Consider the following 11,943-nt stretch of genomic DNA (forward strand, 5'->3'; position numbering starts at 1 on the left):
GCGGTATGGCTGGAAAAACGGCTGAACTCCCGAGACTGGGAAATCATCTCAACAATTGACCAGTTGCATATCGTGACCGGTGGGCAAATAGAACGCCTGCATTTCTTTGAACTCAAATCGGCTTTTCGCGTTCGCGCTCGCGTACTGCGCAGGCTGACCGATATCGGCGCGCTCGTGGCCATGCCTCGCCGTGTCGGTGGTCCCGACGGCGGATCAGGTCCGTACGTCTACGGCCTAGACCCTGCGGCCATTCTTCTCTTGCGGCTACGTGAAAATACCGAAGAAACCGCACGCATTCCCGCTGGAATCACTCGCGCGCCACGCCTGCAAAGTCATGCTCTGGCCGTCTCGGAGCTTTATACGAGGCTCGCCGAAACCTCCCGGGATAGCGCCTACCAGATCACCGAATTCCAGGCCGAACCTGATTGTTGGTGGCCAGATGGAACCGGAAGTCACCTCAAACCCGATGCGTATACAGCACTAGTCGCCGAACAATTCACAGACCATTGGTGGATAGAGGTTGACCTAGGAACCGAAAGCGTTCCCGTGATCCGCGCTAAATTCGCGGCGTACACGGCTTTTGCGCAAGCCGGTATTCCTGGTCCGGGCGAGGTAATCCCGCGCGTCCTGGTGACCACTCCCGACTCGGCCCGGTGTGCAGCCCTGAAACGTGCACTAAGCAGTTTCCCGGACATCGCCGGGAAAGTAATTCACATCGTGACATTCGATGCGGCTGTACCCACGCTCGCCGCGCAAATCACCACACCCATCCCACAGAAAGGACACCCCAACCAATGAAAGGCAACCCCCCGCCCACTTCACCCGATGACGAAAAGCGAGCCCAGATCATCACAGGTCTACGCGCTTTTGCGGAATTCATCCGGCAGAATCCGCACCTGCCGATTCCCTCGCTCATCACGGTCAACTACTCCGTACGAGGTGAAGACGACGACAGCGAACGCACGGAAGTGGACCGCATAGCGGCGATTCTCGGGGTCGCTACAAGCTACAAGTTCGCTCGCGCTTTCTACAGTGCGGTTCGCAGATTCGACGGCGTCGAATACGAAGCTGTCGCGATCACCCGTGAGGAAATGGACCAGTACCGGGCCGGAATGAGCTACATCGATTCCGTAAGGCCCGAATGATGGACCGCGCACCGATGAGTGGACGGAACCGGCTCGCCTATCTCATGGCCGTGCTCGATTCGGAATTCGACTACTACGCCGCGCCCAGGTTCATAAAAGACCTCTACCGGGCGATTCAGATGGTCACGGCCGTTCAGTGCGCTTGCTTTATGGCGTTCCTCATAGCCTTCCGCTACTGGATAGGCCCGACTCTCTTGTTCGTGGGATTCGCGATGGCCCCTGTGGTGTGGTTCATCGTTAATCTCGGCGTCCGCATGACGCTTGAGTTCTTCATGGCAGTGATGAGTATTCGTGAGAACATCGCGGAAATCCGGTACATCGCACAAAACGCGAATCAGCACCTGAATGGAAGGAACACAACCACAGGAAAGGAAGACCCCCGATGAATCCCTCACAACCAACCGCGCTCACCCTGGTCTGCGCGCTGCTGCTGACCGGATGCGCCGACGGCTCCCCGCACTCGCAGGCACCACGGACGGCCGTCCCCGGCCCCAACGTCCCGGCGACTCCCGGACGGCCGTCCACGGGCCTCTCAGAGGCTCCCTGCACGCCATCGCCGGGTTCGGTCGGCTGTGGCGCCCACACTGGCGCCTACACGCTGACACAGGCCCGTTCGCGCCTGCTGGCACCGGCCGAAGTCGGCAGGCGAACCTTCCCCCGCCGTAGAAGCGCAACCGGCAGCGTGGTCCTGGCGCCCGTATGCGACTGGCGGTATCTACGGCTGACCGAACGGAAGATCACCTCTACCTACGATTACCGCCTCTGGAGTGACGGAGACTCCCGCCGCAATTCCCGAATCCCACAACGCGTCTACCGGCAAATCGCGATCGTCTATACCAATCCCGCGCAACTCTCCAAAGACCTCAACGCCCTATGGCACTACACATGCCAGCGGCCCCAGAAAAGGACAGCCGGCAACGCAGGCGAGTGGAAACACTACCGGCGTACACAAAGCATTGCCTGCTACACGGGCGCCGGTCGCTGTGTCCTCATCACTGACTACCTCACCCGCAATAATCTCCTCGTGGTCACCAGCTATGAGGAAGTACGTCCGGACGGAACACAACCCAACATCACTGAACGACTCTTCTCGGCACTCACCGCCAAACTCAACAAGTAACGATAAGGAGATGATCGCTACGCCATGCCGGATATCAACAAACGCATAGCGGCTGAAACGTCCTGGAGTCGCACGCGCGACCGATCCGCGCGAACCAAACCAGCGCGAGACGCGTTCCTCGCTCGCTTCGAACGAGAGGTAGATCCGGATGGCGTCCTTCCCGAAGACGAACGCCGTACACGCGCCGAACACGCAAAAAAGGCTTACATGCTCCGCCTCGCCAAACTGTCAGCACTCGCACGCAAGCGCCGAACCGGCTAGCCAGAAATCAACAAAAGAAGTGCCCTCCGGTCGCCGTACCGGAGGGCACTTCTTCGTAGATAGGTTACTCCTGCTCCATGATCCGATCGTAGCTGCGTCGCGCTCGTGCACTTCTCGCGCTGGCTCCGTATCGCCGTAGCATCTGAGGGGATGTCCAGCCGTTCAGTTCCATAAGGTCACCTTCCGGGCCGCCCTTGTCCAGCCAGGTGTGAGAGAAGTGGTGACGGAACTTATGTGGATTGACGGGAACACCACACTCGTTTCCCCGCCGCTTGATCATCTGATAGACGCCATTGGCTGTCATCGGGCATCGGTTATTGATGCCCAACCAGAGCTTTTCGCTGTGCGCGTATGCCTGCTGCTTCCTCATTCGCAGGTAACGGTCAATGCTGCGAGCCGTTTGGTGGTCGAACTTGACGACTCGCTCTTTCCCGCCCTTCCCGCGTACGAGGATTTCCCGATGGTAGAGGTCGATATCGCTTCGCTCCGGGTCGCCTGGAACGTAGCGGATTCCTGCCAGCTCTGAGAGTCGTATCCCGGTTGCGCGGAACAGAGAGATTATCGCGTGGTCGCGACGTTGCATGAACGTGCGTCCCTCGCTCACGCGTAGGAGTTTCTTCAACTCCTCATCGGTGAAGAACGGTACGGCCTTTTCGTCGATCGTGGGGGGCTTGAGTTTATCCATCGGGTTGGGAAGTTCTTCTTCCTTGGCCCACCACTTGAAGAACGCCTGTAGTGCGCGGTACTGGTTGTTCGCGTAGCTGTCGGAATAGCGTCCGAGAAGCCATGCCATCCATCGCCGGATGTCCTCTGCGTTGACATCCTGCCATTCATCTTTCCCCGCACCGAGACCCGCTTTTTGGCCGGGCTTCCTAAGGAGGTGGTGAGCGGCGAACCATTGCGCCGCTTCGATGTAGGTGCGTACCGTCTTTTCGGCTTTACGCTCGGAGTTCAGGTGGAGACGGAAGGAATCGATCTCTGACTGGAGTACTCCGGCGTTGAGATTCTTCCGCTCCCGGGGGCGGGTAGCTGGCATGACAGCCATAGTTTACCTCTGTTCCAGCGGTGTACGCGATCTTGATGAACCGCCAGATCGGCGTTTTCGCTGGTCAGAGGTGGTGAGTGGGCAGGGGCGGGGTCGAACCGCCGACCTTCCGCTTTTCAGGCGGACGCTCGTACCGACTGAGCTACCTGCCCAAGCATTGAGCTGCTTGGCGGTCCTGACGGGATTTGAACCCGCGGCCTCCACCTTGACAGGGTGGCGAGCACTCCTAACTGCTCCACAGGACCTTGCTACAAGATCGCCCGGCCTGGTGGGGAGACCCCCGCATGACCTTGGCAACGTCCGAGAGCATACGCGATGCCCTGGACATGCGCCAACTCGATTCCTCGCTCAGGGAGGTGGGCAGGTGAAGGGGATGCGGAGCCGGAAGAGGGCGCCGCGGAAGGACTCCTCGATGGTGAGGGTGCCGCCGTGCGCCTCCGCGATCTGGCGGGCGATGGGGAGGCCGAGGCCGGTGCCGGAGGAGTCGAGCCGGCGGGCGGAGTCGAGCCGGACGAAGCGCTGGAAGATGGCCTCGCGGTCCTTGGGGAGGATGCCCTGGCCGTCGTCCTGGACCTCCAGTACGGCGGCGTCCCGTTCGGCGCGGACGGTGATTTTGATCCGGGACGCGGCGTGCCGCTCGGCGTTGTCGATCAGGTTGGTGAGCAGGCGGGCCAGGCGGAGGCGGTTGCCGGTCACGACGACGCCGGGTTGCAGGTTGGTGGTCACCTTGACCGTGGGGTGGCGGCGGTCGAGTTCGTCGGTGACGAGCCGGGTCAGGTCGACGCGGTCGGAGCCGCGTTGCGGGCCGGCGTCGAGGCGGGCCAGGGTGAGCAGGTCGGTGACGATGGCCTGGAGGCGGTCGAGGCCTTCGAGGGTGGCGTGGGCGAGTTGTGGCCAGTCGGTGTCGTCGGGGTGCAGCAGCGCCTCCTCGACCTGGGCGCGCATGGCTGTCATCGGGCTGCGCAGGTCGTGGGAGGCGTCGGAGGTGAACCGGCGGAGCTGGTCCATGGCGGCTTCGAGCCGGTCCAGTGTGGCGTTCGCGGTTTCGGCCAGCCGGCGGATCTCGTCGTTGGACTGGGGCAGGGGCAGCCGGCGGCCGGGGTCGGTGGCGGTGATCTCGGCGAGTTGGGCGCGGATCTCGGCGACGGGGGCGAGGGTCCGGCCGACCGCGCGGGAGGTGATGTACGCGGTGAGGAGGAGGAACAGCGCCAGGACGCAGATGTCGGCGGCGATGAACTCGGGGGCGACGTACCAGGGGACGGCGCCGTCCGCGGCGTAGACCAGCCATTCCTCCCCCGGCCGGTACACCCGGAGGGCCATGACGACCAGGCAGTCGGCCTGGTCCGAAGATGGGCAGACCAGTCTGGTGGTGCGGGCGAGGTCGTCGGCGGGGGTGAAGTGCGCGATGCGGGGGCGGCCCCGCAGATTCGCCGAGGCGGCGACCACCCGGCCGCGGGCGTCCACCACCTGGACTCCTTCGACGCCGTCGGCGGGCAGCACGGGGGGCAGCCGGTTCCGGGCGGCCATGTGGGCGGTCTGTAGCGCGGTGTCGGTGATCTGGTTCCGCTGGTAGTCCTCGACCCGGCTGCGGACGGCGAAGTCGGCCAGCACGCTCATCAGGAGGCCGAGCAGCAGCATCACCCCGGTGGCGAGCATCGTCAGCCGGGTCCGCAGTGACCAAGTGTGCCTTCCGACAGGCGAGGCGATCACCCCTCAACTGGCATGATCCGGGGTTGCGCAGGCCATGCCCGCTTTCCGGCAAACAATCAATGACCGCCCGGATTGGGCGAAGCCGTTCACGGGGCGAGCGGTCGGGGACATGCCGCCCCTGCCCGCGGCGGGGCGTCCCGGCGGCGTACAGTCCGGGCAACGGGTGTCTAAGGGGAGGACCTGTATGGCCGAGGAATTCGTCCGTTATGCCGTCGAGCGCGGTGTTGCCGTCATCACGCTGGACTCGCCGCACAACCGGAACGCGCTGTCGTCGCGGCTGATGGCGGGGGTGGAGCGGTCCCTGGCGGAGGCGGCGGACGATCCGACGGTCCGGGCGGCGGTGCTGACCCACACCGGCGGGACCTTCTGCGCGGGGGCTGACCTGTCGGAGGTCGGCACGGCGGGGACGGGCCCGGACCGGATCCTGGCCCTGCTGCGCGCGATCGCCGCGCTGCCCAAGCCGGTGGTCGCCAAGGTGGACGGGCATGTCCGGGCGGGTGGGCTGGGCCTGGTCGGCGCGTGCGACATCGCGGTGGCGGGCGGCCGGTCCACGTTCGCGTTCACCGAGTCCCGGATCGGGGTGACTCCGGCGATCATCTCGCTGACGACCCTGCCGCGGTTGAGCGACCGGGCGGCGGGGCGTTACTTCCTGACGGGCGAGACGTTCGACGCCGCGGAGGCCGCCCGGATCGGTCTGGTCACCGAGGCAGCCGACGACGTGGAGGGGGCGGTCGAGGCGCTCCTGGCGGAGTTGCGGGCCTGCTCCCCGCAGGGGCTGGCCGAGTCCAAGCGGCTGCTGTCCGCGGGGCTGGTCCGGTCGCTGGACGTCGACGGCCCGGCGATGGGCGAGCTGTCGGCCCGCCTGTTCGCCTCGGAGGAGGCCGCCGAGGGCATGCGCGCCTTCCTGGAGCGCCGCCCGCCGCGCTGGGCCTCCTAGCCGCCGGTCACGGGCGTTCGGCGAGGCGGTTGGTCAGGGAGAGGGCGGTGGCGGTGAGGGAGGCGGCCAGCAGCACGGCGAAGGCGCGGTGGTAGCCGGTGAGGAGGCTGTCCAGGGCCCCGTCCGGCAGGTGGGCGCCGGCGTACAGGAGGTGGCGGTCGGTGACGGCCAGGGCCGAGGCCGCGACGGTGAGCGAGACGGCCGTGCCGAAGACGATGCCGAGCTGGTTGAGGGTCAGGCGCATGCCGTTGACGACGCCCAGCCGCACCTTGGGGACGCCCAGCATGATCGCCGCGGTGTTGGCGGTGTAGAAGACGCCGCCGCCCACGGTGACCATGGTGAGGCCGACGATGAGCGGCGCGTATCCCGCTTCCAGAGAGAGCAGGACGACCAGGAGCCCGCAGCTCGCGATGGCTGAGCCCATGAAGGCGACGGTCCGGGGCTGGACGTACCGGGCGAGCTGGCCGCCGAGCGGTGCCGCCACCAGGCCGGCGATCGGCCCGGGGAGCACGGCGAGGCCGGCCTGGGCCGGGGTCATCCCCAGTCCGCTCTGGAAGAACAGGGCCAGCAGCAGCACGGTGCCGACCCGGCTGAGGGTGTTCGCGAAGGCCGCGAGGTTGCCCAGGGTGAAGCGCCGGTCGTCGAACAGGTCCAGGTCCACCAGCGGGTGGGCGGCCCGTAGTTGCCGCAGCGCGAACAGCGGGAGTGTCACGGCGAACGCGGCGGCCCCGGCCGGGACGAGCGGACCGCTCCAACCGGAGGAGCCGATCTCGGAGACGGCGAGGACCAGCCCGCCCATCCAGCCGAGCAGCAGGCCCGCCCCGAGCAGGTCGATCGGCTCGCGCGGGCCGGGCGGTACGCGGGGCAGGGAGAGTGCCGCCCAGGTCAGCGCGATGATCCCGACGGGGACGTTGAACCAGAACACCCACCGCCAGCCGAGGGTCTGGGCCAGGTAGCCGCCGAGCGACGGGCCGAGCAGCGGGGCGGTGGCGAGCGCGCCGAGGTAGACGCCGAGCCCCTGGCTGAGCCGTTCGGGCGGGAACGCGTGCGCGATGATCGCCGTCCCGTTGGCCAGGATCATCGCCCCGCCGACGGCCTGCACGACCCGCAGCGCGATCAGCGTTTCGACGCTCGGTGCCAGCCCGGCGAGCAGGCTGGCGGTGGTGAAGACCGCGAAGCCGAGCAGGTAGGTGCCGCGCCGGCCGACCACGTCGGCGAGCCGGCCGAACACGATCAGCAGCGAGGTCTCGACCAGGATGAATGCCAGCACCAGCCAGCTGGCGGCGAACGCGCCGGCGTCGAAGTGCGCCACCACCACCGGCAGGGCCACGTTGAGGGTGGTGGTGTTGAGCACCAGTAGCACGGTGCCCAGGCTGACGACGGACACCACCCGCCAGGGGTTCACCTCCGGCATGTGACCGCCCGGGCTGGGTCACTGGTCAGCCGTCGCGCCATGCTCCCCCGTTCCTGGTCCGCCGACCAAATTTTAGAGCGAAATTCTAGAACGGGGTGAAGAGAAGTCGTTACGTTTGGGGTCCGGTGAGGGAAGGTTGAGGAACCTGTGGATACGTCGAATATTGATACAAGTAAGCCGAATCCCGCCCGTATGTACGACTACTTCCTGGGGGGCAAGGACAATTTCGCCGTCGACCGGGAGGCCGCCGAGCAGGTCCTCGAACTGGTCCCCCAGATCCCCTACCTGGCCCGTGCCAACCGGGCCTTCCTGCGCCGGGCCCTGCGGTTCCTGATCTCCGAGGGGATCGACCAGTACATCGACCTGGGCACCGGGATCCCCACCCAGGGGAACGTGAACGAGATCGTGCTCGACGCGATCCCGGACGCCGGGATCATGTACGTCGACATCGACCCGGTCGTCTGCGCGCACGCCCGGGCGCTCACCGGGGACCGGGTCCAGGTGCACCAGGCCGACCTGCGCGACCCCGACGCGGTCCTGGCCGCCGCCCGCCAGACCCTGGACCTGGACCGGCCGGTCGGCCTGATCGCCGTGGCGGTCATGCACTTCGTGACCGACGACCAGGAGGCCGGCGCGATCATGGCGGCCTACCGGGCGGCGCTCGCGCCGGGCAGCTTCCTGGTGTTGACGCACGGCACCGACGAGAGCCTGGACAGGGACACCAAGGAGGGGAGCGTCGGCGTCTACGAGAAGTCGACCTCGCCCGTCCACCTGCGCTCGACGGCCGAGGTCGCCCGGCTGTTCGAGGGCTTCACCCTGGTGGAGCCCGGGGTGGTCGACCTGGCCGCGTGGCGGCCCGACGCGGAGACCCACCAGCTGGACGGGGTGTACGGGCTGGGCGGAGTCGGCCGCCGCTAATTCTAGAACGAACCACTAGAATCACGCTCGTTTCCAGTGAGCGGGGTGGTTCGGGTGGCGGAAGACCAGAGCGTCGAAGCGTTTTTCACCGAGGTGGGGGACGAGTTCGTCCCCCACCCGCACGCGCGCAGCCCCTGGTCGTCCCGCATGCTCCACGGCCGGCTGCTGGGCGGGCTGATGGCTCGCGCGGTCGAGCGGGAGCACGCCGGGGAGGACCTGGGGTTCGCCCGGTTCACCGTCGACCTCTACCGCAACAGCCCGTTCGTGCCGCTGCGGATCACCACCCGGCGGGTCCGCGACGGGCGCCGCGTCCGGGCGGTCGACGTCGAGGTCACCGCCGAGATCGGGCCGGTCGCCCGCGCCTCGGCGCTGCTGCTGCGCCGCTCCGCGCAGCCCGCCGGCGCGGCCTGGACCGCCCCCGTCTGGGACGTGGACCCGCCGGAACTGCTCGGCGAGCCGACCGGCAACGGCTTCGACCACTGGTGGATCGACGAAGACGGCCGGCAGGCCACCCACCGCTGGACGGGAACCCGCCGCAACCGGCTGTGGATGCGCGAGCGCCACCCCCTGATCCAGGGCGAGTCGGTGTCGCCGTTCGTCCGGACGGCGCTGGCCGCCGACATGGCCAGCCCGGTCGCCCACTTCGGGTCGGGCGGGCCCGCCTTCATCAACGCGGACTACTCCGTCAACCTGGCCCGGCTGCCGCTGGGCGAGGTCATCGGCATCGAGTCCGCCGGCCACCTGAGCGAGGGCGGCATCGCCGCCGGCCACTGCACCCTGTACGACGCCTCCGGCCCGTTCGGGCACTGCGCCGTCTCGGCCATCCACAACCCCGTTCCCCGCTGAACCCGGACGGGGTACGGCGGTGGAAGCCGCGCCGCCGGATGGATGGCCAGTGGCGAGCGGATCGGACGGTCCAGGCGGGCGTGGCGGTGGGAGCCGTGCCGCCGGATGGATGGCCGGTGGCGTGGGGATCGGACGGGCGTGACGGTGGGAGCCGTGACCGCCGGATGGATCGGCCCTCGCTAGATCGATCGTTCCAGGGGCGTAGCCTGGAACGATGGCAGGGGCGTCGCGGGAACGGATCGAAGTCGTGGCGGCCGAGCTGCTGGCCCGGCACGGGTACCACGGGCTGGGGCTGAAGGCGCTCAGCCAGGCGGCGGGGCTGCCGTACGGGTCGATCTACCACCACTTCCCCGGCGGCAAGGAGGAGATCGCCGTCGCGGCGATCACCGGCTGCGGGGAACGCCTCGGCGGAATGATCCGTGGCCTGCCCGACCAGGCGGTGGTGGCCACGGGGACCATGTTCGAGGCCATGGTCTGGCAACTGTCGGATTCCGACTGGGGCAGGGGCTGTCCGATCGGCACCCCCGCCCTGGACGGCGCCACCGAGTCAGCGGCGGTGCGGGAGGCCGTCGCCGGCGCCTTCGCCGCCATGACCTCCGCCCTGGCCGAGCGCCTGGCCGCGCTGGGCGTGCCGGGAGACCGGGCGGACCACCTGGCCACCACGATCATCGCCGCCTACGAGGGCGCGACCATGCTCGCCCGCGCCCAGCGCTCACCCGCCCCGCTGCAGGCTGCCGGCGAGGCCATGACCGCCTTGGTCCGTGCCGCCCTCCCGGAAACTCCCTGACCTGCGCCCCGACGCCACGGGCGGCATCGAAGCCGTGATCCTCCAGCATCCGAGGCGCCCCAGCGCACCGAAAACCGAAGGATCAGCCGGGCCAGGGCCTTGGCTTGCTGATCCTTCAGCATCCGAGGTGCTGTGACGCCCTGAAAGCTGAAGGATCAGCGGGCGAAGGCCCTGGCCGGTGATCCTTCGGGTTTCGGGTCGCCTGATGTCCCTGCTCTGAAGGGGCTTCATGGCGGGCTCGACTGTTGACTAGAAAGAACGTTCTAGCGATACTCCGGTCAGGAGTTCGTCTGACGGTGGGAGCAGGGCATGCGGCGGTTGATGCTGGACGGGCCGGGGGCCGTGCGGTGGGAGGAACATCCCGAGCCGGAGATCACCGGCCCGGGGCAGGCGGTCGTGCGGCCGGTGGCGGTGGCCACCTGCGACATCGACCCGGCGGTGCTGACCGGGGTCTTCCCGCTGGCGGGGCCCTACCCCTTCGGGCACGAAGGGGTGGGCGAGGTGGTCTCCGTCGGTGCGGACGTGCGGAAGGTACGGCCCGGCGACCTGGTGGTGGTGCCGTTCCAGATCTCGTGCGGCGCGTGCGGGCCCTGTACCCGGGGGCGTACCGGGAACTGCGCGGCGCACCCGATGATGTCCACCTACGGCCTCGGCCCGATGGGCGGGCTCGGCTGGGGCGGGCTGCTGGCCGACCTGGCGCTGGTGCCGCACGCCGACGCCATGCTGGTGCACGTCCCGCCGGGGGTGGCGGCTGAGACGGTGGCCAGCGCCAGCGACAACATCCCCGACGCCTACCGGGCCGTCGCCCCGCACCTGGCCGCCGAGCCCGGCGCGGAGGTCCTGGTGGTCGGCGGGAGCGGACCCTCGTCCATCGGCCTGTACGCCGCGGGCCTGGCGGTGGCGCTCGGCGCCGCCCGGGTGGTCTACCTCGACCACGACCCGGACCGGCTGGGCATCGCCGCGGCGCTGGGCGCCGACACCCGGGAAGGAGGCTACGAGGACAGGCTCGGCGCCTTCCCGATCACGGTGGACGCGAGCGGCGCCCACGAGGGGCTGCGCCGGGCCCTGCGGAGCACGGCCCCCGACGGGGTGTGCACCAGCGTCTCGGTCTACCTGAAGGACCCGCCGCTGCCGATGTTCCAGATGTACTCGCGGTGCTGCACGCTGCACACCGGCCGGGCGCACGTCCGCCCGGCGATCCCCCAGGTGCTGGACCTGGTGGCCCGCGGCCGGTTCGACCCAAGCCTGGTCACCACCACCCTGGTCGACTGGGAGGACGCCCCCGAGGCACTACCGGCCGCCCCGCTGAAACTGGTCGCCACCCGCACCGGGACGCCATGAGCGGCCGGGACGCCACCACCGCCGGATCAGCGTAGATGAAGCAGCCCTGGTTCAACGTTTACCCAGGGTCGGCAACTGAACATCGCTGCAGATACACGGTTTCCTCCCCGCCAGGGCCTGCCAGCAGGCGAAACCGTGCATATCCGCAATCTTTACGAGCAGAACGTTCCCAGGGGCAGGTCTTCCCACGCGAACAGCCTTGCTGGAGCGGGAGACCCGAGTTCTTCCGGACGAGAAGAACCACTCATCAAGAAGAACGTCGACAAACGTCAAGGGGCTGGTTCACTGGGCCCTGGCTGGGCCCTTTGGTGGGCCTCGAATGGTTCCAAATTGGGTCTCCAGGCCCTGTTCGGGAACTTCGATTAACATCATATTCATCTTTGTCAAAGGAATTATGATGAACTGTGGCAGGTGATAGG

Annotated in this window: 12 protein-coding genes and 2 tRNA genes; 9 read left to right on the forward strand and 5 right to left on the reverse strand. The window is 67.6% G+C overall.

The genetic code is table 11. The features are described from left to right. Positions 1 to 63: 63 nt before the first annotated feature. From DPM19_RS18970 to DPM19_RS34885, 4 genes are read left to right on the forward strand one after another with little or no spacing between them, the layout of a single operon-like run. Entirely contained in the window at positions 64 to 798 is a 735-nt protein-coding gene (locus DPM19_RS18970; RefSeq protein WP_158566821.1) for a replication-relaxation family protein, read from the forward strand. Next, positions 795 to 1,145, forward strand: a complete 351-nt coding sequence (locus tag DPM19_RS34880; RefSeq protein ID WP_146778914.1) for a hypothetical protein — start codon at positions 795 to 797, stop codon at positions 1,143 to 1,145. The genes DPM19_RS18970 and DPM19_RS34880 overlap by 4 nt, the downstream gene beginning before the upstream one ends. Positions 1,146 to 1,159: 14 nt before the next feature. Next, positions 1,160 to 1,531: a DUF4282 domain-containing protein gene (locus DPM19_RS18975; RefSeq protein WP_158566822.1), complete on the forward strand. Its 372-nt coding sequence runs from the start codon at positions 1,160 to 1,162 to the stop codon at positions 1,529 to 1,531. Beyond that, positions 1,528 to 2,265, forward strand: a complete 738-nt coding sequence (locus tag DPM19_RS34885) for a hypothetical protein (protein WP_146778915.1) — start codon at positions 1,528 to 1,530, stop codon at positions 2,263 to 2,265. The genes DPM19_RS18975 and DPM19_RS34885 overlap by 4 nt, the downstream gene beginning before the upstream one ends. A 325-nt stretch (positions 2,266 to 2,590) precedes the next feature. Here DPM19_RS34885 and DPM19_RS18985 read toward each other — a convergent pair whose 3' ends face one another. The 4 genes from DPM19_RS18985 to DPM19_RS19000 form a co-directional block, all read right to left on the reverse strand. After that, on the reverse strand, positions 2,591 to 3,562 hold the full coding sequence (locus tag DPM19_RS18985) for a tyrosine-type recombinase/integrase (protein WP_111869383.1): 972 nt from the start codon (positions 3,560 to 3,562) through the stop codon (positions 2,591 to 2,593). Positions 3,563 to 3,649: 87 nt separating this feature from the next. Further along, positions 3,650 to 3,723: transfer RNA gene (locus DPM19_RS18990), tRNA-Phe, on the reverse strand. Between the two features lie 15 nt (positions 3,724 to 3,738). Then, a tRNA-Asp gene (locus DPM19_RS18995) sits at positions 3,739 to 3,816 on the reverse strand. 103 nt (positions 3,817 to 3,919) lie between these two features. Next, the gene (locus tag DPM19_RS19000; RefSeq protein ID WP_233510445.1) at positions 3,920 to 5,227 is read right to left on the reverse strand and encodes a sensor histidine kinase; all 1,308 of its coding nucleotides are present in this window, start codon (positions 5,225 to 5,227) and stop codon (positions 3,920 to 3,922) included. Between the two features lie 238 nt (positions 5,228 to 5,465). On the opposite strand from DPM19_RS19000, the gene DPM19_RS19005 reads away from it, so the two are divergent. Further along, the gene (locus DPM19_RS19005) at positions 5,466 to 6,218 is read left to right on the forward strand and encodes an enoyl-CoA hydratase family protein (RefSeq protein ID WP_111869281.1); all 753 of its coding nucleotides are present in this window, start codon (positions 5,466 to 5,468) and stop codon (positions 6,216 to 6,218) included. Positions 6,219 to 6,225: 7 nt separating this feature from the next. Here DPM19_RS19005 and DPM19_RS19010 read toward each other — a convergent pair whose 3' ends face one another. After that, the gene (locus tag DPM19_RS19010) at positions 6,226 to 7,632 is read right to left on the reverse strand and encodes a DHA2 family efflux MFS transporter permease subunit (protein ID WP_111869282.1); all 1,407 of its coding nucleotides are present in this window, start codon (positions 7,630 to 7,632) and stop codon (positions 6,226 to 6,228) included. A gap of 147 nt (positions 7,633 to 7,779) precedes the next feature. On the opposite strand from DPM19_RS19010, the gene DPM19_RS19015 reads away from it, so the two are divergent. The 4 genes from DPM19_RS19015 to DPM19_RS19030 all read left to right on the forward strand — a co-directional run bounded on the left by DPM19_RS19015 (position 7,780) and on the right by DPM19_RS19030 (position 11,524). Further along, positions 7,780 to 8,550 carry an SAM-dependent methyltransferase gene (locus DPM19_RS19015; RefSeq protein ID WP_267900902.1) on the forward strand — a complete coding sequence of 257 codons (771 nt, stop codon included), beginning with the start codon at positions 7,780 to 7,782 and terminating at the stop codon, positions 8,548 to 8,550. 36 nt (positions 8,551 to 8,586) lie between these two features. After that, positions 8,587 to 9,396: an acyl-CoA thioesterase domain-containing protein gene (locus tag DPM19_RS19020; protein WP_233510447.1), complete on the forward strand. Its 810-nt coding sequence runs from the start codon at positions 8,587 to 8,589 to the stop codon at positions 9,394 to 9,396. Between the two features lie 214 nt (positions 9,397 to 9,610). Beyond that, positions 9,611 to 10,183: a TetR/AcrR family transcriptional regulator gene (locus DPM19_RS19025; protein WP_111869284.1), complete on the forward strand. Its 573-nt coding sequence runs from the start codon at positions 9,611 to 9,613 to the stop codon at positions 10,181 to 10,183. A 309-nt stretch (positions 10,184 to 10,492) separates the two neighbouring features. Continuing rightward, positions 10,493 to 11,524, forward strand: a complete 1,032-nt coding sequence (locus tag DPM19_RS19030) for a zinc-dependent alcohol dehydrogenase (RefSeq protein WP_111869285.1) — start codon at positions 10,493 to 10,495, stop codon at positions 11,522 to 11,524. Positions 11,525 to 11,943 lie beyond the last annotated feature (419 nt).

Source organism: Actinomadura craniellae (assembly GCF_003289645.1).
GTDB classification, from domain to species: domain Bacteria; phylum Actinomycetota; class Actinomycetes; order Streptosporangiales; family Streptosporangiaceae; genus Actinomadura_D; species Actinomadura_D craniellae.

Excerpts from the sequence above, each read along its gene's own strand:
- DPM19_RS19000 (WP_233510445.1), bottom strand. The coding sequence starts at position 5,227 with ATGCTCGCCACCGGGGTGATGCTGCTGCTCGGCCTCCTGATGAGCGTG.
- DPM19_RS19005 (WP_111869281.1), top strand. The coding sequence starts at position 5,466 with ATGGCCGAGGAATTCGTCCGTTATGCCGTCGAGCGCGGTGTTGCCGTC.
- DPM19_RS34880 (WP_146778914.1), top strand. The coding sequence starts at position 795 with ATGAAAGGCAACCCCCCGCCCACTTCACCCGATGACGAAAAGCGAGCC.
- DPM19_RS18975 (WP_158566822.1), top strand. The coding sequence starts at position 1,160 with ATGAGTGGACGGAACCGGCTCGCCTATCTCATGGCCGTGCTCGATTCG.
- DPM19_RS19010 (WP_111869282.1), bottom strand. The coding sequence starts at position 7,632 with ATGCCGGAGGTGAACCCCTGGCGGGTGGTGTCCGTCGTCAGCCTGGGC.
- DPM19_RS34885 (WP_146778915.1), top strand. The coding sequence starts at position 1,528 with ATGAATCCCTCACAACCAACCGCGCTCACCCTGGTCTGCGCGCTGCTG.
- DPM19_RS18985 (WP_111869383.1), bottom strand. The coding sequence starts at position 3,562 with ATGCCAGCTACCCGCCCCCGGGAGCGGAAGAATCTCAACGCCGGAGTA.
- DPM19_RS19025 (WP_111869284.1), top strand. The coding sequence starts at position 9,611 with ATGGCAGGGGCGTCGCGGGAACGGATCGAAGTCGTGGCGGCCGAGCTG.
- DPM19_RS19030 (WP_111869285.1), top strand. The coding sequence starts at position 10,493 with ATGCGGCGGTTGATGCTGGACGGGCCGGGGGCCGTGCGGTGGGAGGAA.